Below are 20,416 nucleotides of genomic sequence, written 5' to 3'. Positions count from 1 at the left end.
CCTTTTATCTTTGGTGCTTGATTCCTCTAGCGTTTAAAACTTCGTACACTTCGGAAAGTGAAAATACAAATCCGACATGGACGCAGTCTTTCTCGTCACACAATAAACAATAAAGCTCGCCGTTTTGAACTGCAACTTCTGCAATTCTGTTTTTGATGTTGTCTTTTATCACTACTCTGTCACCATCGGCTGATATTTTTTCTAGCTTGGGTGCATATCTTGCAAAGGTTTCGTCCTTTTGCATAAGATCTTCCATCATGAATGTAATGTATCCTGCAAAGCTGTTGACGCCTTTCATTGCAAGTTCGTGCCTGTTTTTCTTGTAGATGTCGTGGAATCTGTTGTAGACTTCTTCTGAAACTGTTATTGATTTGAAACCCGCTTTTGGCAAATTATGTACCTATACCGTACTTTAAAGTACTGATATTTAACGGTTCTGAACGTGGAATTGTTAACTTGTTGTCAGATCTTATTTGCGCAAGCTGCGCTGTCTATTTTGTGGCATTCCATACGTGATATTTTCTGAGGCAAAACAGAATGCTGATCAACATCACCACTCCAAAGATAACAAAAAGAAGTGGAATGGCTGTACCTGATTGATTGTTATGTGCTATGATATTGTGTATCACTGCGTAGGAAATTATTGAAAAGGCGCATGTAATAATACAGACTCTGACAATGAGTTCAGTAGCAATAGTTGCCATAACACAAGCCTGCCTCCAAGCTTAATGAATATGTTCTAATTATCTTTTGATCTGTTTTCAGATTGTATTTTAAATCAGATCTACCGTTTCTTTGAATGGTAAAATCGCGAATCTTTGATTCGAACTTTTAAGTATTTAGTATTAATGATGCGCGGTTTTTAATTACTTTTTTTGCGTTTATACCATCAATAGTGCGCCGCTTGTGATTTGAACATCCACCCTGCAGCACTTGGACCATACCAGACCATACCAAAGTACCTGTCAGCAGGGGCCTAAAATTTAGGTCTCTGCTGAATTAATAATTCTAAATACCAGAGAACCCGATTAGGAACCAGTGACACGAGGATACAATCCTGAACAAATAAAGGAAAAACTGATTGATGCTCTAAGCAAATCCAAAACCGGCCTTACCGGCATGGAGATTGCCGAAAAACTTCGTATCAACCGGGTAACAATGTCAAAATATCTCAAAGTTTTTGCAGCAGAAGGCCTTATCAAACAAAAAAGCATTGGCAGCATGAGCCTGTGGTTTGTTGAAAAAGGCGTGGACCAGCTAAATTTTCCAGCAGATCTTTTCCAGGTAAAAAATAGGTATCTGGAATATGTCTTATCTGCAGCAAGCCATGAGGCGCACAATCTCATGAGAACATCACTGCATTCTGGCGCAAACCCGTCCAAACTGGTAAGTGAGGTAATCGTACCTGCAATAGACGCTGTGGCAAATTCTTATGAAAGCGGAAAGATAGGAAAGTCGGAAAAGAACTTTCTTGACGAGATAATATCGTCGTCAATATATCTAATCAGACTATCAGAAAAAGAGGTAAACTCTAAGAAGAATATTGTAATTGTCGCAACTGATTACCAAAATTCACTTCTTGCGCAAGCCGCTGCATCTGCATTTCAGACAGAAGAATGGAAAGTATCGCTTTTGGGGGACATGTCTTCTGCAATAGATGTATTATTTGATATTGATTTGCAGAGGTTTCTCAACAAGGTGTGGGTAAAAAGAGAGGGAATGATGATAGTTGTCATATTTTCTTCTACGGAAGGTGCAATCAAGTTCTTCTCTCAAGCAGTTGATGCAAGCAAGGAGAAATTTAGCAAGAATCTCTATCTTGCACTATGCAGCAAAATTACGAAAAAGCCAAAAGTTACGGCAGATTTTATCTCAGATGATTTGGAAGCGTTACTGCAGTGGTCCCAGACTGTTTTTGAAAGTTCCCAGAATTAATGCGACAAAAGTTTTATTATCTTAAATGGAATCTCTGAGAAATCAATTCCTTTCTCTGTTGACAACAGCAAGACATTTTCTTTTACGGGAAAGCTCATGATTATCACTTTTTCTCTGTATGACATGGCAAATTGTACTGGCCCTAGCACCTTGTCAAACTCGCGCCTCATTTTTGCTCTCAGGACCAATTCCATGTACAGCATTTCGTCGTCTCTTGAATCCTCTAAAGACTTGAATCCCTCTCTCATCCCTCCTGCAAACAATCTTCCTTTTTCATTTATGATACCCGCAAACCTGATCTTAGGATCAAGATCCATTACTTTTTTGCATATTTTTTCATAATCCATGGCCTGTCATCCTATCGCCCAAATGCACTGGCAGGTTGATTCTTGGCAACAGAGGTGATATAGAAGTCACAACTATTTATCGAGATCTCTTGTGGAAACCTGTCCAAAATAGTTAAAACAAAAGTGGGCCGAATGGGATTCGAACCCACGACCTTTCGATATCTGAATAATTTTATCAGTCGAACGCTCCAGCCAAGCTGAGCTATCGGCCCAAGAAATTTTCCGATTCAACTGTCATTTAAGTCTGCTGGCTTTTCAGTTCAACTACTTATCGGGGTTTACAAACAAGCTCAGTTATTGGGGCTGGCTTTTCCACTTGATGGAACAACCCATGGACGGGTCAAAGTCTCGCTCTATCTTTTTTCCTGAAAGCAATTTCTCTACATTTGAAATCATTGTCTTCTCTGTAGGGTTGTCTTCTGGTTTCATTGCATTGTCTATTCTGCCATGGAAAACAAGTCTTCTGTCACTGTCAAAGAGAAACGGGTCTGGAGTGCAGACTGCGCCGTATTTTTTTGCAACTTCCTGCTGTCTCGTCTACAAGATACGTGAATTTTATGCCTCGCTCTTTTGCAAACGTCTTCATGGCATCAAAACTGTCGTCTGGATAGTTTGTCGGGTCATTGCTGTTAATCCAATCATTGCTAATTTTCCCTTGAATTTTTCAGCAACTTCGTTCATTGCGGAAACCTTGGCTTGTACATATGGGCAGTGGTTGCACATGAAAACAACCAGTAATGCCTGGTGTTCCTTGAATTCTGATAGGGCGTGCTTTTTGTCATCTATTCCAAGCAGGCTAAACTCTGGCGCCTTGTCGCCTGTTTTTAAAACGATCTCGGATTTGAGTAAGACCATGATATCTTTTTGGTGTGACAATATCAATAAAATCTTTGTCACACAAAGAGAACAATTAAAATCTGTGCGCTTTTCAATCCATGCAATGGGCTGGTAGTTCAGCGGTAGAATACCCGCCTTGCACGCGGGGGGTCAGGGTTCAAATCCCCTCCAGTCCACTCCTTACGATGGTTACACATATCGCTTTCCGGTCCAGAAATTCTCAAATACTGCCTTTTCTCCGGGCAAAGTAGCGACAAATCATTTGCTTTTTCTTTTTTTATACCTGACTTGGAACTCCAAAATAGAAACGTTGTCATCGAAAACAGTAATGGATGGTAAAATACAAGCCGAGTCTATAGATTCTTATGATATAACGTTTTCATTTCTGTTTTTAATGGAGATTCTACAAGAATTATTTCATATGAATCACAGTAACATTATTCAAAAGAAAAACAAAATCCATTGCGGAAAACGGAATTCCAAAACCTACTAATCCATCCCTGAAAAAGTGGGGGAGTTTTTTTAATTCAAAAACAAACAAAATGGTTGATATTGTACTTATGGTTCCTATGCTGCTAAATATGATACGGGGCAACAACTGCAAAATAATGCTGTTAAAGTCGATCGTAATATAGTAATTTCCTATTAATGATGAAAATACACCGACTAGACAACCTGCTAGCAAGCTTCTTTGAGTTGGTGTCAAATAATAGTAATGAAAAATTGATTATTGTAATAAAGTCTTCTGAGATTCAATAATATTTTAGCCTTGTAGAAAACACTGGAAATTAAAAGGAAATTTCTGTTTATCCTGTAGCAATTGTATGCTATCCGCATGGTTCAAACAGGTCGTATTCTAAACTATGAAACTCTGGTTGACCAGACATCAAACATGGACCACTTGTGACAACTTGGGCATCTCATGTATCTTTTTTTCCCAAGTCTGATTACTGTAAACGATGCGGATCCGCCAGGTATCCACCTGTAATCAAATATGTGCGAGCATTTCGTACATGTAAGCCTGGAAAGATATCCGTATCCCTTGCTTGGAAGAACTCTGAAAATTACAAAAGAGGCAGCTAAAATAACTGCAATAATCACAAATACAACTTCCTTCATTGTACAGATATCGTTAGACACTGAATAAAAGCATTGGATATCTTTGTTATTGATCCACCTTTGACAAATCCCATCCTTTTCTACCAATCAAACCACAAAAAAACAAGCAAAATACAAAAAATACAAGGGGCCATTTTTTCCTATTTTTTCCTATTTATCCAAAATGGCATCCATAGCATTCTTTATACTATGGAAAATACCGGGCAACATTAAATGGCCTGGGACTTTGACTCTGAGATGCTGCTTTATCTTGCTATGATTACTGCCGGAATCTTCTTGGTGCCAATGGAGTCAAATCCACCATATCTTTTTGCCATAGGTGCAGCACTTGTAGTATCAGGAGTTGGTCTGGTGTACCGCAAAGTAAAGAAGAACTAGTTTCCCTTGAACTTGGACTCTGCCTTGAGTTTGCTTATCAGCTTGCTAAATATCTCGTTGTGGCCAACATCTGTAAAGTTAACAGTACCGCCCTCTTTTACCACCTGTCGCTCAAACTTTTCCTTGACTGCAAATGTTACAGATGAATAGTGTATTTTTCCTTTGATCTTTTCCTGCACTGTAGTTTCAGTGTCTGGAAAAGTTGAAAAATGAAACGCAATTCCGTCTGCCCAAAAGATTGTGGGTATGCCACCCCCTGCTGATCGCGCAGTTGCAATCACCTGGGTGACCCAGTCATCAAACTTTAGCTCGAGCACTTCATGTATGATTAATTCCTTCCAAGGATCTATTGTTATTTCCAAACCTAGTTTCAACTCTAGTCTCGTTTTATTTAAAGAAGAATGGTCCATGAGACGCGATTTCTGAAAGATGGATTTAAATACTATATCGTTTCTGATTAGCTAGGTAATTAGAAAATGCAAGATTGGAGTCAAGCAGGCGTATACATACCATTGGCCGTTGGTTTAATCCCCGGATTCGTGTACTGGTGTGTAATCACTGCAATAAAGAAACACAAGTAAGTTACCACCTTTTATTCTTCTTTTTGTAATTGTATCACGCCTGAGTATATTTTGGTAAAAGCTTCTAGTCCACGTTGTATAGATTATGATATGTCGCATATGATTAATCACTTGCGCAAAAAGTATGGTATATGAGAATCATAATTCTTTCAGGTCTGCTGATTTTTGCATTGTTTTCAGCCGGCATTCTTTGGACATCGGCAGAGGGAACTGCAGCCCAGTCTCCATGCCAGCAAAATGCCCCGCAAACAGGCGAGAATCTACCTCCTTCAACTACACTTACAGTTGTTGTCTGCTCCACATACAGCAGCAAGGCGCCAGATGGAACAACGGTAGTCTTGGGCGAAGTTGAAAATACCAACAGCTTTCCAGTATCAAACGTCAAAGTCGGCATTACATTTGAGGATGCCAACAACAATGTACTAGAATACAAGACCGGCACCACACTTCTCCAAGTTGTAGCACCAAACTCCATGGCACCATTTTCAATATCCTCAACAAAGGCCAACCCGTCAATTAGCCAAGTGGCAGTTGACCTGGCAGGCTTTACGCCAGCGTCTGTAAAAGATCAGGTGTTGACAATACCGTCAATCTCACTTCAGCTATCTGACAATCTTATCTTAGATGGCACCCTCAAAAACGGAGGAACATCCACTTCCACAAATACCCATCTATATCTAATAACATATGACGTATTTCAAAGAGTAGTTGCAATTGATACAACTACGGTACCAGACACTGCTGCAGGAAATAGCGCAAACTTTACCATAACGTCTACCCCTAGCAGCAGAGCAAAAACATTCCAGATCATTGCCGAGTCTGACAATTACCAATCGATGCCTACTGATGTCACAAACATCATTGCGTCGTTGCCTGTCCTGATAAGCAACACAAACGTCACAAATCCTTCCGGAGGCCAATATGCTTCCATACCAGTAGATGCTCCAGTCAAGATAAGCAGCGACTTGAGGTACCTGCTTAACAGTCCGCAACCCTATGTCTATTATGTACAAGTAAAGAAGTTTGGAGGACAGGTAGAGTTTATTGGAAATACGACGGGCATATTCTTGGGCGGAACTGACCAGGACCACACAGAATCCATATCCTGGACTCCTGATAACGCGGGCCAGTATTATATCGAAACATACGTGTGGGACTCTAACGGCATACCAATTTCATCTGCAGGAACCAAGATTAACATCGCGCTTGTCAAATAGTGATATCATTTAATTGGTATCTGTAGTCATATCTATATGAAAAAATACAGGACAGTAGCCCTTGGCGGAACATTTGATATTTTACATATAGGACATATGGAACTTTTGCGCAAGGGGTTTGGCATATCTACCAAAGTCATTATTGGGCTGACAGGAGACGAGCTTGCTGCAAAAAAAGGCAAGCACCTGATTCATGATTATGTACAAAGGTACCACGCCTTGGAAGGTACCATACAAAGAAATTTTCCAGGTGTGGTGTATACATATTAGCAAGCTAGAAAATGACTTTGGCCCGGCAGTCTTGGAAAAAGAGGTAGAGGCCCTGGTTGTAAGTCGAAGAGACTGCATTTCAGGGAAATGAACTCAATATGCTTCGAAGACAGAAAAAACTTGCCCGATGTTGACGTGATTGTAGTGCCAATGGTTCTTGCAAGGGATGGTATACGCATATCAACATCACGAATCAAGAGATGCAGAGATTGACTCTGATGGCAATATTCTTGACCGTTGACTAGTCTATATTTGAGTAATCGTTCTAAAACCCCAAAAATACCTCTGTAGTACCATTGAAGGAAATAACTGACAGCATGCTAAACAAAATGTCTTCTGATATCGATCTCCTAAAGGACGGTCTTGATCCTGCAAACATTGCATTTTGGTACAAGAAGGTAATTGCAGAGGCAAAAGAGATGGCGCCGCCGTGGTTAGTAGACAAGATAAATGTAAAACAAGATCCAATTTTGTATCTCAAGTTCAACTTGGATATCTCAAAGCGCGCAGTACGGTATCTCATGATTGCAATAGGAAATAACATCGATGACATGCCCTATACGACCAAGCTGTACTTTCTCAAAGTGCAGGAAATTGTATCGCAAGAAATGGACAAGTCTCTGGTGTAGAATTATTCTTTAGTTATTTCTACTACATTTTGGGTGACTCTGGTATCAACAAGCCTGTTGGCCTCTTCTATTACAGACTGGATAAAATCTGCAAAGGATTCTGCTCTGACCTGTCCTTGAAAAGTATGCTGATGAGCTGATTTGTCCTTGAGCGATATCACAAGCTCATTTTCAATGATTTCAAGTATTCCAGCTATGAAGGTTTCATTGTTGTCTTTGATGTAGATTAGGCTTGCAAGCTTTTGCGCTTCATACTCGTCTTCACAGGATATCTCTTTTTTCATCTTCAAGACTTGTCAAACAAGAACTGGTCTACCTGGTCCTTTGCCTTTTCTCGCTTCTTTTTAAAATCTGCAATGAATGGCTTTGTGGCATCCTTGAGGTTGCATTTGCATTCGCCGCAAAGAAGCTCGCCTGCCCTGCACTTTCTTGCCCGCTCGTCTGATTCTTTCTCGGTGTCAAAAAAGTATCGCAGGTACCAAAATACAGAGCATATGCTAAAGTTTGCCCCAAGCTTTCGCTGCATGTCTACAGTTGGCTGGCCTCCGGTAAATGCACTTGAGATCTTTTTGTCTATTGCCTCCTCTGTATCGGTTGTAAATATTGCAGTCTCTGGAATGGAAGATGACATTTTTCCCTGCATCCCAAGTCCTGGCAGAAATTTAGAGTGGATCTGTGCAGGCTTGGGATACCCCATCTTTTCTGCAATATCCCGTGTGACACGCCAGTATGGATCCTGGTCTATTGCAGCAGGTATGAGAACAGGTGTCGGCTTGCCTTCTATGACTGACGGAAGAAAGCATGGCGCAGCCTGGATTGGAGGAAAACCTATCATTCCTATATTTGTAGAATTTTGAAATCCAAAGACTGCCTTGACAGTTGAAAATGTTATGCGTTTTGCTATCTCAAGTGCTATTGGGTAAATCCTCTTGATGTCTTTAGTATCTACCAGAATCTTTGTCTTTTTTGGATCAAACCCTACTGCTATAATATCATAGATGTTCTCTGTTGTGTGCTTTGATACGTCCTGGAATGACTTTTTCATCATTATACAAAAACTTTTCATCGTCAGTAATCTGGAAGATGAGGATTTGCACCAAATTTTTCTTGCAAATATTTGGTAAATATCCATGGCAGCAAATGTCCCATGTGGATAGAGCCTGAGGGACCCCTGCCTGTATACAGGTAAAACTTGTTGCCTTTTTCATATTCTGTTAAAATTTTATCAAAATCTCTGTGGCTGAAAAAATATCCAAGCTTTAGCATCGGGTGAACCTCGCCTGTTATCTTTTTTACGCGTGCCTGCAGCTCGTCTGAAATTTTTTCAGTGCCAAATTTCTGTATCAATTTGTCATAATCGATATCGCCTTCTACGCTCCAAGGGGTTACTGTGAAATCCTCAGACGACATTCATGGTTTAGTTAGGTTAAGGTTTAAAAAGTCTTTATGGTAAACTGGCATGATACAAATGGGAACAAAAATTTTCATAAATCTCCCGGTGAAAGATCTAAACAAATCTAAAGAGTTTTTTGCAAAACTTGGTTTTACCTTTAATCCACAATTTACTAATCAGAATGCAGCATGTATGATAATCAGCGAAGATAACTATGCAATGCTTCTAGTAGAATCGTTTTTCAAAACGTTCACAAAAAAAGAAATTGTTGATGCCAAGAAGAACACTGAAGTTTTGATTGCATTATCTGCAGAAAACAAAGCCAAGGTTGATGAAATGCTTGGCAAAGCCTTGGCTGCAGGGGCAAAGGAGCCAAGAGCACCACAGGATCACGGTTTCATGTATGGACGAAGCTTTGAAGATCCTGATGGTCATATTTGGGAAATATTCTGGATGGATCCAAAGGCAATAAATCAGTGACCCAACAATGCGATAAAAAAGTAAAAGACTAGCAAGTTTACCACAGTCACAATTGATCCTATTTTTAAAAACTCAAAGAACGTAAATGCCTTGATTCCCTTAGAATCTGAGGCCTGAATTATGATGACGTTGCTTGCAGCGGCAAGAATTGTTAGGTTGCCAGATATGGTACTTGCAGCTGCAAGCATCATCCACTGTGCCACGTTGTCACTTGAAAATCCATTGTTTATCATTACATAGTGGTACAGTGAGACAAACGGAACATTGCTCAGTACTTGGCTCAATGTTACACTTGTAGCAGAAATTACAGCATTGCTTTGTAACAAGTCATGTGGATTTGGAGTTGGTATGTGAGTCATTATCATGGGTATTGCACCTGATGACCAAACTGCCGCTGTAACTATGAACATTGCAGCAAAAAACACCAAAACCGAATAATCTCACATTCTGCATTATCTCTTTGCGTTCCTTGCTTATGAGATAGATTACTGCCGCACCTGATAGCGCTACCACGCTGACGCTAATGTTTGCAATCTGAAGAAAATGAAGTGCCTCTGTAACAAAAAAACCAATGATGGTTGCTACAAGTACAATTATGGAAATTTTTGCAAGCCTCTTGTTTTCTATGTGGAATCATCCAAGGCAATGCTTTGGTAATCAACAAGAACAAGTTCCTTTTTGAAATAAAAACGCAGTATATAGTATGTCAAAAATAAATTGATAATTGTGGGCACTGCAAGAAACTTTAGAAAATCAGTAAAGGGAAATGCTATCCCGCTTTGAATTGCAATCAAAAGATTCTGTGGGTTGCCAATTGGCGTCATGGCGCTTCCAACCGTAATGCTAAATGCAAGTGATATCAAAAATACTGCAGGCCTGATGTTTAGCTGTCTTGATATGTACACAACAAGCGGTATGCCAATTAACGCAATGGTGTCATTTACCAAGAAAGCAGAAAGAATTCCCATGCCAACAACAAAAATCATGAGTAACGCATTGACTGATCTTGCTTTTGCAAGCATCTTGACTGCAACCATTCTCAAAACTCCTGCCTTCTCAAGGGCAGAGACTATGCTGAACATGCCAAAAAGAAACATTATGACATCAAGTTGCACTGCCTTGAAGGCAGATTCGGGACTGATTATCTGAAAACCTATCATTAGTGCTGCCCCGATCAGCATGGACGCCCATATTGGTATCTTGAATCTTATTCTGCCAACTATGAGTATGTAGATGAACACAAAGATTGCAAGCGCAATGTATTCTTTCATGACTAGTTCGTACTAGTTCTACCCATTAATCTTATTTTCAAGACCCCAAAAAAGCATGCTTTAAAAAGTCTTTTTGGGTGTCTGTCATAATGTCTCAAGTTCTGCATCCGATAGAACAAAAGATCCTAAAGTCATTGCTTGAAAAGCAAAACCTGACACCAGAAGAACTATCTGAAAAATCCCAGTTATCAATAGACCAAGTAAGGCGTGGCATAGAATGGCTCAAGTTCAAAGACTTGGTCCAGGTCACAGAATCTGAAAAAAGTTTTGTCGCACTGGGAAAAAGGGGAACCGAGTCATTGCAAAAGGGACTGCCAGAGAGACAACTTGTCGATTATCTAAAATCACTACATGCATCCTCATGTGAAATCAACGAGGCAAAAGATCAACTAAAAAATGAATTTAGCCCAGCCATTGCAAACGCCAAGAAAAATGCCTGGATAGAAATACATGAAAACAGAATCATGCTCAAGGGGTACCACGATACCACATCAGAAGAAAAAATCATAAAATTAATTGCATCAAAAAATCCTGCAACTGTACTACTAGACGAGATAGAAGACAAGGACGCACTTGACTTGCTCAAAAAAAGGCCAGGAGTTTGTCACTTTTACCTCTACGAAATATACCACAGTGAGCGTAACAGAAAAAGGAACAGAGGCTGCCAAGAATGCAAGCCAGGTAACAGACGAGTCTGCAAGCCGCGCAATTGATGTGGAGGCACCTGCCCCTGTAGTCTTTGCAGCACGAAGCCATCCATTGGCAGACGTAATTGATGAGGTCAGAGAGATATTTGTCAGCCTGGGATTTGCTGAGCTGGTCGGTAACAGTACACAATCCAGCTTTTGGAACTTTGATGCATTGTTTATTCCACAGGACCATCCTGCAAGGGAAATGCAGGATACATTTTATCTCAAAGATGTCAGCGCAAAGTCCGTTGCAACACCAAAACAAATCAAGCAAGTCGACGCGGCCCACAAGAACGGATGGCACTATGACTGGCGTCTAGATGCTGCAAAAAGAATGGTCCTGAGAACTCATACTACATGTGTTACCATAAGGGCGCTGGCAGACCAAGAATACGATGAGGCAAGGCTATTCTCAATAGGCAGAGTCTTTCGCAACGAGAAGGTCAGCTACAAACATCTAGTGGAATTCAATCAGGTGGAAGGAGTAGTTGTTGGAAAGAACGTAACACTGCGAGACTTGATGGGATTGCAGATGGAATTTTATAGAAAAATGGGAATTAAAAAAGCCAAGTTCTGGCCAACATTTTTCCCGTATACCGAGCCTTCCCTCCAGTCCATGATATACAATGAAAGACTTGGCAAGTGGGTGGAGTTATTTGGAATGGGAATATTTAGACCCGAAGTTACAAAACCACTTGGCATAAAGAATCCAGTTCTTGCATGGGGAGGAGGAATTGAGAGAATTGCGATGCTAAAGTATGGGCTAGATGATGTTCGTGAACTGTACAACAACAAATTGGGATGGTTGAGGAGCGTACCAAAATGCCAGTAGTTACATTATACTTTAACAGGATAACAAAACTGCTGGGAAGAAAGATTGCAAAAGAGAAAATCATTTCCGCATTGCCATTTCTGGGTCTTGATATTGAAGAAGAAGCGCAAGACCACATCAATGTTGAATACAGCCCCAACAGGCCGGACTTTTCAACAGATTATGGCATAGTTACCAGCTTACAAGGCATACTTGGGATAAAGCTTGGAGTACCGCAACTCAGGGTCAAAAAAGGAACTCATGTGATAAAAGCAGATGCTTCCGTTGGAAAGGTCAGGCCATATATCGTTGCAATAGAGGCACTAAATGGAAAGATGGATGATGAAACCATACGACAGATAATCACAATGCAGGAAGATCTGCATAACGGTATTGGGAGAAAAAGAAAGAAGGTCTCGATCGGCGTACATGACCTGAGCAAAATAAAATTCCCTCTTGTATACAAGACTGTGGAGAGAGTCCACAGGTTTGTCCCACTAAATTCACAAGACAGCATGACTGTATCTGAAATACTTGATAAAAAAGAGACTGGCATGACATACAAGCACCTGCTGGAAGGAAGCAAGAAAGTTCCTGTTATTGTGGATTCTGCACAAAACACAATATCATTTCCACCAATAATCAATTCAAAGCTGACCGAAGTTACAACTGCAAGCAAAAATCTCTTGGTAGAGGTAACTGCCACTGACAAAAATGCCGCAGAAGACGCACTTGCCGTGGTGTCATATGCCTTGCAAAGTGCCGGATTCAAACTGTCATCTGTCAGAATATTGGGACCGAGAAACTCTACTCCACTGTTGGCATCTAGGAAAATGCTGCTTGATCCAGCACTTGTGAAAAACACGCTAGGGCTTGATGTATCAACATCTGTTATTGTAAAGTCGCTTCGAAAGAGTAGGCTTGATGCAACTGTAAAGGGTAAGCAAATTCTCTGCCTTGTTCCAAGATACAGGACTGATATCTTTGGGCCAATTGATCTTGTAGAAGAGGTTGCACTGGGATATGGTATTCAAAATCTAATCCCTACAATACCGCAGGCAAGCTCTGCCGGTCAAAAAAATAAAGTCACTGTATCACTAGAAGCAGCAAGGTCTACAATGATCGGTCTTGGATATTCTGAAGTGATGAACTTTGGATTGACAGGAAAACAGATTCTATATGATTTGGCAAAAAGAGACTCGTCTGGCATGATATCAGTATCTGACTCTAAGAGCCAGGAGCATCAAATACTGCGTGACGCACTACTTCCAGGATTGGTTGACGTCCTGTCAAGAAACATACACGAGACATATCCTCAGAAAATTTTTGAGATAGGAACTGCGTTTTACAGAGACGATCCAGTTGACGAAGAGATTCATCTTGCATGTGCAAGTGCGCACAACGATGTAAGCTATACAGAAATAAAATCAATCTTGCAATCCATTTTAAAGTCAGGATTTGATGTTTCCACCACAACAAAAATTTCAAATGATCCGTTATTTGTTCAGGGAAGAACTGCAGACATTCTTGTTAACGGTAAAAAGATTGGAATTATTGGGGAGCTGGCACCTGAGGTACTGGATAACTTTAAGCTTAGAATACCAGTAGCCGGCTTTGAAATAAAACTCACAGGCCTCATTTAGTTACGGAAGCCATTTTTGGCTTACCAGTGACCTGCATTCTCCAAGAAAACTTGTCCATATTGTTTGGCTATTGAGAATTCTGTTTCCCACGAGACATCGCCCTTACTTAATAGCTCACTTACCTGGAAAAAATAATTTTCCAAGTGAGGTGGACTTGTTATCAACACTTGACCGCCGCTATTTCCAACCTTAAATTTGTGAGGAATGCCTTTTGGAACTGTTACCACATCTCCAGTTTTAGCTTTCAATGTCTTGTCTCCAAGTACAAATTCATATTCTCCTTTGATTATGTAAAAACTCTCAGCGCCTTTTGGATGCATGTGTAATGCAGGTCCTACATTGGGAGGATGTATTACATAAAGTACTGTATATGCGCCATTAGTTTCAGAAGTAAAAGTCTTGATGGTAATCTTTGTACCGTGAAAATCAAATGTTTGTTTTATCATGCTGGAATTTTTTTTATTCTTGTAAAAAAGATTCGTTTATTTGCATTGGCCTTTCATGAATTCACGACCAGCTTTTTCTATCTCTTCCATCGTCATTTCTTTTTTCCTGGTTGCTATCGTCCACCTGTGGCCAAAAGGATCTGAAATAGCGCCTATACGGTCTCCCCAAAACCCATCCATCATTGGCATCATTGGCTTTGCACCGGCTGAAACAGCTTTGTTAAAGACAGAGTCTGAATCGTTCACATACAAGTATATTGCACCGCTTGGCCCTCCTGTTGATTTTGGCGACAAGCATCCCATTGATGGCATTTCATCAGAAAGCATTATTGCAGAATCACCAATTCTAATTTCTGCATGCATTATTGACTTGCCGTCTGGTCCTAGAAACCTGTTAACTTCCTTTGCATCAAATGCTTTTTTGTAAAATTCTATTGCGTCAGATGCTCCACTTATGGTCAGTGTGGGAGTAACAGAGTGATATCCATCTGGAATTGGTTTTACCATTATTGCCAAGTTTTGTTTGATCAAATTTATACCTTTTTGATTCCCAGTCATCTTTAGTAGAAATAGGGAGTCTTGGGTTCCAATTGTGACAAATTTATAATTTCTGAGCACGAATTTAGAAAGTTTAACAGGCAAGAAATGAAATTCTCTCGCTTTCGCAAGACAAAATTGAAAACCTTATCAAGTTATCATTAAAGAATAAAAAGTGATTGGATAGAAAAAAAGTTTTTTCAGGTATAAAATGGGAATCAATAGTGGGATATTCACGAGCAATTCGTGTAGGTTCTGTCATCTATGTTTCTGGTACTACTGCAACTAACAAATCTGGCAAGATAGTAGGAAAAAGAAATCCATACAAACAAGCAGTACAGGCAATAAGAAATATCGAGTCAACACTAAAGCAGTTTGATTCAAACTTGGAAAATGTGGTGCGCATAAGGATTTTTGTAGCCAATATCAAAGATTGGAAGAAAATCGCAAAAGCACATTCAGAGTTTTTTGATAAGATCAGGCCCACTTGCACAATGGTGGAGGTTAACCGGTTTATAGATCCTGAAATACTTGTGGAAATAGAGGCAGAAGCAGTAGTATAGTTCCAAACCACGAAATTGCACAGGCAACATTTTATACTCAAACCCTGACATCTTCAGAACTTCCATGAATATTGCATAAGAATCGCTGTTTTGTGCCTGTTATGCAACGTTGGATAAAACTCACTGGATTAATATTTGACTAGAAGATAATTCATTACGCCCCAAATGCACGCAGACGGACTGTGATGATAAAATATGATTTTTGGTCCACCCAGCCGTGCGACAGGGCACCCCGGTATGAAAACAAGATGAGGGTTTAGGCTAAAAATTACCAATGATTTTCTGTGAGTCAGAACCGGGGAACATTCATTTAATTTTTGAAAAATGTCTGTAATCGCAATAATTTTTGCTATTTTTGAACACAAAACGAGTCTTATTCTTAATTATGATACAACTTGACAATTATTGCAGAGACGGAAAACAACAGATCTATTGATATATTTGCCTTGTATAGATATACTATGGCAACTGCATATGTGCTAATAAATTGTGAACTGGGCTCAGAAGAAGCAATCATTTCACAGCTGAAAGCAATAGCCGGAGTAAAAGAAGTTCATGGTACGTTTGGAGCCTACGATATTTTGGCCAAAATTGAATCTCCAACAGTAGAAGCCCTCAGGGAGATTATCACATGGAAGATCCGTAAAATAGAGAAGATTCGTTCTACTCTAACTTTGATGGGAATCGAAGGTCAAAGTTAGTTTCCTAACTTTCTATCCCTACACTCTACATATTTTCAAGAGCATAATCTTCAATTTTTGTTTTTTCGTGCATGATATTTCTAAAAATTGCCAGAGCAAAAATTTATGAAATATAACACTAACTAGCGTTCTGCAAAAGACCTTTTAATTGTGTTATATCCTTGAGCAAATATGCTGCTACACTTCATATTTCTCGTAAAGGAGGAAGAACTTGAGCAAAGAAAGTGGGAATTCCAATATGTGGAAAAGATGGCCAATTTTTACAAGACATGGATTGAAAAGACATTTTCACAGAAGGTAGATGTCCAATCAGACGAGATGATAGTAAGATCTGGGGGAAGGTTTCGGATACTTGACACTCCTGTAATCATGGAAGACCATGTAAACAGAGGTGAAGACATTTTTCACTTTTATCTGACATATTTTAGGCCAATGTGGACAGACTGTACATGCGAAGGTTATTTTGCAGAAAACTTTGGGATGGCATGGTGGCAAAAGAGCCCACAAAAAGATGACGTCAATTTTCTAATGGAAAAAAACTGCACAAAGGTCTCTCACGAGCTTTCTCACGAGTTTCTCAGAAAAGCTAAATATAAGAACTATAAAGAACTCGTGCACGAGATATGGGACAAGCATCTTTTTGCAGCATTACCATTTGAGTACTATGATGCAAACAACAAAAAAACTGAGAAGGATCCGCTTTTTGCAACACTTGACACCTCAAGTCTGAAGCAGTAGAACATTGAAACTATGCAGTATATGCTAGACTAGGTTTCCAACAAAGGACTTGGCATTGAGCAAACTTGAGCAGCTCTTGCAAAGCTTGCGTCTGAAAAGCTGATCCGTGTCAGTAAAACGAACATGCGATATATCTGACTGTTCAACAATGTGGTTGCCGCATAGAGTCTGCCACTTTCCTGGCGGAAGGTAATGGTTCTTTGCAACCCCAAAATATCTTCCCCTTTTGTAATAGAACCATCCAAATGTCTTGTCCGATGTCTCGGCATCTTCCATTGCCATTATTTTAGCAATTTCCACACCATGACTGAAATAGGTTGCGTATCTTTCCTACTATTTATCTCTCAATGCATATATTTTGAAATCTTCTAAAAGACTATAAGTAAGTGTCTTAGAGTTTTTTCATGCCAGAATTCATTTGTCCTGACTGCGGTCAGAAAATGTTTCACGAAAATGAAACAACGTTAACTGTAGAAAAACAAGTTCATACAAAATTCTGTTCTGCTAAAAAGAAGCACTAGCACTTTGTGACAGAATAGATTCTATTTCCAAAGCTTGCTGTTTTAAAATCTATTTTGTTTTGTGGATCCTTTTTGCGAGCCTTGCTTAATTTCTCCAAGGTGACAAGTGCCTCGCCATCAAAACCAACTGAAGAACCATACACACCTTCTGAAAGTTGGTTTCCATGTTCTCCTTTCTTGATATCGTCTACAAGCTCATAGAACTTGACTGCTTCCCTCTTTGATATTGGGCCGCCGCTTGACTTGTTAAAACCAACAGCAATGTACATGCCGTTGTTTTTTACTGCAATTGGAATCTTGTGAACCTTGCCAGAATCACCTGGAATCTTTTCATTTAGAAGAATTTCACACTTGTGAAACATGCTGGAGATATATGCAAAAAAGCGATAGTTGGCATAAGTGCCATCAGAGTCTTCCTCACAATCAACAAAAACCCTATGAAGAATTTCAAGAGCCGCGTCGTTCATGCTTTGCAGACGTTCCTCGATCCTTCCTTTTCGGACCAGGTCTGATTTGCAATCTGTTGCGACCTTTTCAAGAATGAAAGGAGGCAGGTTATAATTTTTCAGAGTGGAAACATATGTTCCAGTTTTAGAAGCCCCAAATGTAGGAAAATTACCGCGACTCAATTTTTTTGTCCTCCATTTTTATAACAATTACCGTAAATCATCCCCAACTTGATCAGTTTTAGATAGCTGGTTTTTCCTTATAACTGTTCTCCAAAATGATGGATCTAAAAAATGGTGGGGCCGACCGGAGTTGAACCGGCGACACACGGGTCACTACAGCTCCAAACTGTACATCATCCTTTCGTCAGTGAAGCTAGTTAACCACTGGAGCCCTTAGCGGTGATCATGTGATCTATCCTGTCGCCATGCCAGGCTAGGCTACGACCCCACGCTTGGTCAATAAATGCACTTGAATTTTAATTTACTTAGTTTCTGAAGATTTATTGCAGACATGAGAACCTGATTAATTGGGAAAAAGTATGAATTCTACCAAACTGACACAGTTTTCTTTCATTTGCGTAACCTCAAAAAAATTAGTTGAAAAATCATGGTCAAACCAATAGTACTCATACTAGGAGCTATTCCTATACTTGCAGCCATCTTCATAGTTGTTCCTCAATTGACAAGGCCTGAGATTCAAAGCTCGGCAGTGAACTCTGAAGATGTAATGACTCTCCAATATACAAAAGAACATCTAGAAAAGATATCGTTTGGGCTCACCCAAAGCATCGGGGCAGATACTGCCGAAGTCTTGACAATACAAAATGATGGCTCTGTTGTGTACAGTCTTACAAAAAATGGCTACTCAGAGCCTGACATAAAATCTCAACTGTCTCAAGATGAATTTACGCAATTGAAGGCACTTGTAAAGGAAACTGGGTTTGTGGATATTCCAAATAACGTCTACCAAGTAAAGCCCGACGCTTCAAATTATGAAAAATATAGCATTCAAGTTACTCTCAATGGCAAAACTGTCAATCTTCAATGGGCAGACCAAAACGCCAGCCAGGAATTTGTCCCGCCGATTATAACTCAGGTACAGTCAAGCCTTGATGGAATCATAGGCGAGATAACAAAATAGGCACTCTGAAGAAAATGCGAGAACGTGTGTAATCAGTTCCACTGATGCATTAAATCTAGATCTGAAGGCATGCGTTTCCAGCTTGCTAGAACCATAAAATAAATAGATCTCGAGCCGATCAAACTACATGATTCCACTTTCAGGCGATTTTGGTAATGCAAAAGGAATAGTTCGAGAGAAGCTAGGATCATTTGAAACGCATAGGGGCACCTCAACTCTGAAGCGAGGTTTTGCTCATATGCTAAAAAATGGTGTTGTTATGGATGTTACAACAGTAGAGCAGGCCCAGATAGCAGAGGATGCAGGGGCTGTGGCAGTAATGGTACTGGATAAGCTTCCATCTGATGTAAGAAAGGCTGGAGGTGTAGCTAGGACAGCTAGCATTAGAGTTATTGAAGAGATAATGGATTCTGTAACCATACCCGTGATGGCAAAATGCAGGATAGGCCATGTCTATGAGGCAAAGGTCTTGGGAGAAACCGATGTTGATATGATTGATGAATCCGAAGTGCTCACACCGGCAGACGAATTTCATCACATCTGGAAATGGGATTTTACAACACCTTTTGTTAACGGCGCAAGAAATCTGGGCGAAGCACTGCGAAGAATTGAAGAAGGCGCAGCAATGATTAGAACAAAAGGCGAGCCTGGAACTGGGAATGTTGCAGAAGCTGTGATTCACATAAAAAATGTAAATACCGAATTGCGACGCATAAAATCAATCTATGATGCTGGAGACGAACAAGATCTAGTCAGTATTGCAAGGGAGCTCAAAGTATCGTACTCACTTGTTGAAGAGACTGCAAGTCTTGGCAGGCTGCCAGTAGTAAATTTTGCAGCAGGTGGCATATCAACTCCTGCAGATGCTGCATACTTGATGACTCTGGGATGTGACGGAGTCTTTGTCGGCTCTGGAATATTCAAGTCTGAAGATGCAAAAGAGAGGGCACAAGCTGTAGTCCTTGCCACAACATTCTGGGAAGATCCCTGACAAAGTAAAGGAAGCGCAAAAGATGGTAGACGAGAGACAATCCATGTTGGGACTTGATACCAAAGAATTTGGAACTTAGGATGCAGGAAAGAGGCAGTACTGCATGACCGGCGTAAACATTGGCATACTTGCTGTCCAGGGCGATGTTGCAGAGAACTTGACTGCTACAAGAATGGCAATGGATGAGCTCGGAGTTGAAGGAGTTGTAACTGAAGTAAAAAATCCAGACCAAATCTCAGATCTTGACGGACTCATCATTCCTGGAGGGGAGAGCACTGTAATTGGAACACTTTCACTAGTTAACGGTTCTTTGAAAAAGATAAAAGAAAAAATTGCATCTGGCATACCAGTCTTGGGTACATGTGCCGGAATGATACTCTTGTCAAAGAAGGCAAAGGATAGGGTTGTAGGAGATATGGAACAGCCACTGCTAGACTATCTTGATATCAAGATAGAGCGAAATACTTTTGGAAGGCAGAAGGACTCGTTTGAGGCAGATGTTGCACTTGAAAAGATCGGTGTGCCAAAGTTTCGTGGGGTCTTCATAAGGGCACCATCAGTCATAGATGCAGGCAAGGATGTAGAGATACTATCAAAATTCAATGAAAAAATAGTTGCAGTAAAGCAAGGAAACATCATCGGCACTTCATTTCATCCCGAACTTACAGCAGATCTTTCAATACACAAGTACTTTGTTAATCTAGTGCAAAAGAAAAACTAGAACTTCTA

26 protein-coding genes, 2 tRNA genes and 3 pseudogenes are annotated in these 20,416 nt (G+C 40.2%); 17 read left to right on the top strand and 14 right to left on the bottom strand.

Features of this window, described 5'->3' with window-relative positions; all coding sequences use genetic code 11:
- Nucleotides 1–4 precede the first annotated feature (4 nt).
- On the bottom strand, nt 5–391 hold the full coding sequence (locus DYY67_RS04445) for a hypothetical protein (protein WP_166391103.1): 387 nt from the start codon (nt 389–391) through the stop codon (nt 5–7).
- 647 nt (nt 392–1,038) lie between these two features.
- Here DYY67_RS04445 and DYY67_RS04440 point away from each other — a divergent pair.
- Entirely contained in the window at nt 1,039–1,935 is an 897-nt protein-coding gene (locus DYY67_RS04440; RefSeq protein WP_166391101.1) for an ArsR family transcriptional regulator, read from the top strand.
- Here the strand turns inward: DYY67_RS04440 and DYY67_RS04435 are convergent.
- The 3 genes and pseudogenes from DYY67_RS04435 to DYY67_RS11885 all read right to left on the bottom strand — a co-directional run bounded on the left by DYY67_RS04435 (nt 1,932) and on the right by DYY67_RS11885 (nt 3,137).
- The gene (locus DYY67_RS04435) at nt 1,932–2,282 is read right to left on the bottom strand and encodes a DUF6659 family protein (RefSeq protein WP_166391099.1); all 351 of its coding nucleotides are present in this window, start codon (nt 2,280–2,282) and stop codon (nt 1,932–1,934) included. The two genes, DYY67_RS04440 and DYY67_RS04435, sit on opposite strands and share 4 nt — an antisense overlap.
- 124 nt (nt 2,283–2,406) lie before the next feature.
- Nucleotides 2,407–2,494, bottom strand: a tRNA-Ile gene (locus DYY67_RS04430).
- A gap of 82 nt (nt 2,495–2,576) precedes the next feature.
- A pseudogene (locus tag DYY67_RS11885) lies at nt 2,577–3,137 on the bottom strand (thioredoxin family protein).
- Between the two features lie 87 nt (nt 3,138–3,224).
- Here DYY67_RS11885 and DYY67_RS04420 point away from each other — a divergent pair.
- Nucleotides 3,225–3,295: transfer RNA gene (locus DYY67_RS04420), tRNA-Ala, on the top strand.
- 685 nt (nt 3,296–3,980) lie between these two features.
- Here the strand turns inward: DYY67_RS04420 and DYY67_RS04415 are convergent.
- On the bottom strand, nt 3,981–4,238 hold the full coding sequence (locus DYY67_RS04415; RefSeq protein WP_166391097.1) for a hypothetical protein: 258 nt from the start codon (nt 4,236–4,238) through the stop codon (nt 3,981–3,983).
- A 213-nt stretch (nt 4,239–4,451) separates the two neighbouring features.
- Between DYY67_RS04415 and DYY67_RS04410 the strand changes: the two genes are divergently transcribed.
- Entirely contained in the window at nt 4,452–4,616 is a 165-nt protein-coding gene (locus DYY67_RS04410; protein ID WP_166391095.1) for an LPXTG cell wall anchor domain-containing protein, read from the top strand.
- On the opposite strand, the gene DYY67_RS04405 is transcribed toward DYY67_RS04410, so the two are convergent.
- Entirely contained in the window at nt 4,613–5,026 is a 414-nt protein-coding gene (locus DYY67_RS04405; RefSeq protein ID WP_255492800.1) for a hypothetical protein, read from the bottom strand. The two genes, DYY67_RS04410 and DYY67_RS04405, sit on opposite strands and share 4 nt — an antisense overlap.
- 302 nt (nt 5,027–5,328) lie before the next feature.
- Between DYY67_RS04405 and DYY67_RS04400 the strand changes: the two genes are divergently transcribed.
- The 4 genes from DYY67_RS04400 (at nt 5,329) to DYY67_RS04390 (ending at nt 7,313) form a co-directional block, all read left to right on the top strand.
- Nucleotides 5,329–6,414 carry an FxLYD domain-containing protein gene (locus DYY67_RS04400; protein ID WP_166391093.1) on the top strand — a complete coding sequence of 362 codons (1,086 nt, stop codon included), beginning with the start codon at nt 5,329–5,331 and terminating at the stop codon, nt 6,412–6,414.
- Nucleotides 6,415–6,450: 36 nt separating this feature from the next.
- Nucleotides 6,451–6,684: an adenylyltransferase/cytidyltransferase family protein gene (locus DYY67_RS11535; protein ID WP_320415965.1), complete on the top strand. Its 234-nt coding sequence runs from the start codon at nt 6,451–6,453 to the stop codon at nt 6,682–6,684.
- Nucleotides 6,685–6,771: 87 nt separating this feature from the next.
- Nucleotides 6,772–6,897 (top strand): hypothetical protein, encoded by a 126-nt coding sequence (locus DYY67_RS11530; RefSeq protein ID WP_320415964.1) that lies wholly within the window; start codon nt 6,772–6,774, stop codon nt 6,895–6,897.
- A gap of 104 nt (nt 6,898–7,001) precedes the next feature.
- Nucleotides 7,002–7,313, top strand: a complete 312-nt coding sequence (locus tag DYY67_RS04390) for a hypothetical protein (protein WP_166391259.1) — start codon at nt 7,002–7,004, stop codon at nt 7,311–7,313.
- A gap of 2 nt (nt 7,314–7,315) precedes the next feature.
- Here the strand turns inward: DYY67_RS04390 and DYY67_RS04385 are convergent, their stop codons facing one another.
- Both DYY67_RS04385 and DYY67_RS04380 read right to left on the bottom strand, forming a co-directional pair.
- Nucleotides 7,316–7,597 carry a hypothetical protein gene (locus tag DYY67_RS04385; RefSeq protein WP_166391091.1) on the bottom strand — a complete coding sequence of 94 codons (282 nt, stop codon included), beginning with the start codon at nt 7,595–7,597 and terminating at the stop codon, nt 7,316–7,318.
- A gap of 2 nt (nt 7,598–7,599) precedes the next feature.
- Nucleotides 7,600–8,723 (bottom strand): annotated as a pseudogene (locus DYY67_RS04380) (tryptophan--tRNA ligase).
- 58 nt (nt 8,724–8,781) lie between these two features.
- Here DYY67_RS04380 and DYY67_RS04375 point away from each other — a divergent pair.
- Complete coding sequence (locus tag DYY67_RS04375) at nt 8,782–9,186, top strand: VOC family protein (protein WP_166391089.1); 405 nt, start codon at nt 8,782–8,784, stop codon at nt 9,184–9,186.
- On the opposite strand, the gene DYY67_RS04370 is transcribed toward DYY67_RS04375, so the two are convergent.
- On the bottom strand, nt 9,180–9,614 hold the full coding sequence (locus tag DYY67_RS04370; RefSeq protein ID WP_338140779.1) for a hypothetical protein: 435 nt from the start codon (nt 9,612–9,614) through the stop codon (nt 9,180–9,182). The genes DYY67_RS04375 and DYY67_RS04370 overlap by 7 nt on opposite strands.
- A 195-nt stretch (nt 9,615–9,809) precedes the next feature.
- Entirely contained in the window at nt 9,810–10,457 is a 648-nt protein-coding gene (locus tag DYY67_RS04365) for an ArsB/NhaD family transporter (RefSeq protein ID WP_166391085.1), read from the bottom strand.
- A gap of 89 nt (nt 10,458–10,546) precedes the next feature.
- On the opposite strand from DYY67_RS04365, the gene DYY67_RS11880 reads away from it, so the two are divergent.
- From DYY67_RS11880 to pheT, 3 genes are read left to right on the top strand one after another with little or no spacing between them, the layout of a single operon-like run.
- Nucleotides 10,547–11,170, top strand: a complete 624-nt coding sequence (locus DYY67_RS11880; RefSeq protein WP_445082573.1) for a hypothetical protein — start codon at nt 10,547–10,549, stop codon at nt 11,168–11,170.
- On the top strand, nt 11,091–11,978 hold the full coding sequence (gene pheS / locus DYY67_RS11875) for a phenylalanine--tRNA ligase subunit alpha (protein WP_445082572.1): 888 nt from the start codon (nt 11,091–11,093) through the stop codon (nt 11,976–11,978). Before DYY67_RS11880 ends, pheS begins: the two co-directional genes overlap by 80 nt.
- On the top strand, nt 11,969–13,600 hold the full coding sequence (gene pheT, locus DYY67_RS04355; protein WP_166391081.1) for a phenylalanine--tRNA ligase subunit beta: 1,632 nt from the start codon (nt 11,969–11,971) through the stop codon (nt 13,598–13,600). The genes pheS and pheT overlap by 10 nt, the downstream gene beginning before the upstream one ends.
- Nucleotides 13,601–13,620: 20 nt before the next feature.
- Here pheT and DYY67_RS04350 read toward each other — a convergent pair whose 3' ends face one another.
- Together DYY67_RS04350 and DYY67_RS04345 are read right to left on the bottom strand one after the other, a co-directional pair.
- Nucleotides 13,621–14,046 (bottom strand): cupin domain-containing protein, encoded by a 426-nt coding sequence (locus tag DYY67_RS04350; RefSeq protein WP_166391079.1) that lies wholly within the window; start codon nt 14,044–14,046, stop codon nt 13,621–13,623.
- A 36-nt stretch (nt 14,047–14,082) separates the two neighbouring features.
- On the bottom strand, nt 14,083–14,553 hold the full coding sequence (locus DYY67_RS04345) for a VOC family protein (RefSeq protein WP_166391077.1): 471 nt from the start codon (nt 14,551–14,553) through the stop codon (nt 14,083–14,085).
- Between the two features lie 254 nt (nt 14,554–14,807).
- Here DYY67_RS04345 and DYY67_RS04340 point away from each other — a divergent pair, with 254 nt between their 5' ends.
- The 3 genes from DYY67_RS04340 to DYY67_RS04330 all read left to right on the top strand — a co-directional run bounded on the left by DYY67_RS04340 (nt 14,808) and on the right by DYY67_RS04330 (nt 16,585).
- Entirely contained in the window at nt 14,808–15,146 is a 339-nt protein-coding gene (locus DYY67_RS04340; protein ID WP_320415963.1) for a RidA family protein, read from the top strand.
- A gap of 461 nt (nt 15,147–15,607) precedes the next feature.
- Complete coding sequence (locus DYY67_RS04335) at nt 15,608–15,847, top strand: Lrp/AsnC family transcriptional regulator (RefSeq protein ID WP_166391073.1); 240 nt, start codon at nt 15,608–15,610, stop codon at nt 15,845–15,847.
- Nucleotides 15,848–16,018: 171 nt separating this feature from the next.
- Nucleotides 16,019–16,585 carry a hypothetical protein gene (locus DYY67_RS04330; RefSeq protein ID WP_166391071.1) on the top strand — a complete coding sequence of 189 codons (567 nt, stop codon included), beginning with the start codon at nt 16,019–16,021 and terminating at the stop codon, nt 16,583–16,585.
- 24 nt (nt 16,586–16,609) lie between these two features.
- On the opposite strand, the gene DYY67_RS04325 is transcribed toward DYY67_RS04330, so the two are convergent.
- Nucleotides 16,610–16,885, bottom strand: a complete 276-nt coding sequence (locus DYY67_RS04325) for a hypothetical protein (RefSeq protein ID WP_166391069.1) — start codon at nt 16,883–16,885, stop codon at nt 16,610–16,612.
- A 217-nt stretch (nt 16,886–17,102) separates the two neighbouring features.
- Entirely contained in the window at nt 17,103–17,735 is a 633-nt protein-coding gene (locus DYY67_RS04320) for a hypothetical protein (RefSeq protein ID WP_166391067.1), read from the bottom strand.
- A gap of 427 nt (nt 17,736–18,162) precedes the next feature.
- On the opposite strand from DYY67_RS04320, the gene DYY67_RS04315 reads away from it, so the two are divergent.
- The 3 genes and pseudogenes from DYY67_RS04315 (at nt 18,163) to pdxT (ending at nt 20,408) form a co-directional block, all read left to right on the top strand.
- Nucleotides 18,163–18,696, top strand: coding sequence for a hypothetical protein (locus DYY67_RS04315; RefSeq protein WP_166391065.1), 534 nt, complete (start codon nt 18,163–18,165; stop codon nt 18,694–18,696).
- 127 nt (nt 18,697–18,823) lie between these two features.
- Nucleotides 18,824–19,794 (top strand): annotated as a pseudogene (gene pdxS, locus DYY67_RS04310) (pyridoxal 5'-phosphate synthase lyase subunit PdxS).
- Entirely contained in the window at nt 19,791–20,408 is a 618-nt protein-coding gene (gene pdxT, locus DYY67_RS04305) for a pyridoxal 5'-phosphate synthase glutaminase subunit PdxT (RefSeq protein ID WP_166391063.1), read from the top strand. The pseudogene pdxS and the gene pdxT overlap by 4 nt, the downstream one beginning before the upstream one ends.
- Nucleotides 20,409–20,416 lie beyond the last annotated feature (8 nt).

The organism is Candidatus Nitrosotalea sp. TS (genome assembly GCF_011319465.1).
Lineage (GTDB): Archaea > Thermoproteota > Nitrososphaeria > Nitrososphaerales > Nitrosopumilaceae > Nitrosotalea.
The sequence above is the reverse complement of the archived record's forward strand: the minus strand, read 5'-3'. Positions and strand labels throughout refer to the sequence as shown.

Excerpts from the sequence above, each read along its gene's own strand:
- DYY67_RS04435 (WP_166391099.1), bottom strand. The coding sequence starts at position 2,282 with ATGGATTATGAAAAAATATGCAAAAAAGTAATGGATCTTGATCCTAAG.
- DYY67_RS04415 (WP_166391097.1), bottom strand. The coding sequence starts at position 4,238 with ATGAAGGAAGTTGTATTTGTGATTATTGCAGTTATTTTAGCTGCCTCT.
- DYY67_RS04410 (WP_166391095.1), top strand. The coding sequence starts at position 4,452 with ATGGCCTGGGACTTTGACTCTGAGATGCTGCTTTATCTTGCTATGATT.
- DYY67_RS04405 (WP_255492800.1), bottom strand. The coding sequence starts at position 5,026 with ATGGACCATTCTTCTTTAAATAAAACGAGACTAGAGTTGAAACTAGGT.
- DYY67_RS04400 (WP_166391093.1), top strand. The coding sequence starts at position 5,329 with ATGAGAATCATAATTCTTTCAGGTCTGCTGATTTTTGCATTGTTTTCA.
- DYY67_RS11535 (WP_320415965.1), top strand. The coding sequence starts at position 6,451 with ATGAAAAAATACAGGACAGTAGCCCTTGGCGGAACATTTGATATTTTA.
- DYY67_RS11530 (WP_320415964.1), top strand. The coding sequence starts at position 6,772 with ATGAACTCAATATGCTTCGAAGACAGAAAAAACTTGCCCGATGTTGAC.
- DYY67_RS04390 (WP_166391259.1), top strand. The coding sequence starts at position 7,002 with ATGCTAAACAAAATGTCTTCTGATATCGATCTCCTAAAGGACGGTCTT.
- DYY67_RS04385 (WP_166391091.1), bottom strand. The coding sequence starts at position 7,597 with ATGAAAAAAGAGATATCCTGTGAAGACGAGTATGAAGCGCAAAAGCTT.
- DYY67_RS04375 (WP_166391089.1), top strand. The coding sequence starts at position 8,782 with ATGGGAACAAAAATTTTCATAAATCTCCCGGTGAAAGATCTAAACAAA.
- DYY67_RS04365 (WP_166391085.1), bottom strand. The coding sequence starts at position 10,457 with ATGAAAGAATACATTGCGCTTGCAATCTTTGTGTTCATCTACATACTC.
- DYY67_RS11880 (WP_445082573.1), top strand. The coding sequence starts at position 10,547 with ATGTCTCAAGTTCTGCATCCGATAGAACAAAAGATCCTAAAGTCATTG.
- pheT (WP_166391081.1), top strand. The coding sequence starts at position 11,969 with ATGCCAGTAGTTACATTATACTTTAACAGGATAACAAAACTGCTGGGA.
- DYY67_RS04350 (WP_166391079.1), bottom strand. The coding sequence starts at position 14,046 with ATGATAAAACAAACATTTGATTTTCACGGTACAAAGATTACCATCAAG.
- DYY67_RS04345 (WP_166391077.1), bottom strand. The coding sequence starts at position 14,553 with ATGGTAAAACCAATTCCAGATGGATATCACTCTGTTACTCCCACACTG.
- DYY67_RS04335 (WP_166391073.1), top strand. The coding sequence starts at position 15,608 with ATGGCAACTGCATATGTGCTAATAAATTGTGAACTGGGCTCAGAAGAA.
- DYY67_RS04330 (WP_166391071.1), top strand. The coding sequence starts at position 16,019 with ATGCTGCTACACTTCATATTTCTCGTAAAGGAGGAAGAACTTGAGCAA.
- DYY67_RS04315 (WP_166391065.1), top strand. The coding sequence starts at position 18,163 with ATGGTCAAACCAATAGTACTCATACTAGGAGCTATTCCTATACTTGCA.
- pdxT (WP_166391063.1), top strand. The coding sequence starts at position 19,791 with ATGACCGGCGTAAACATTGGCATACTTGCTGTCCAGGGCGATGTTGCA.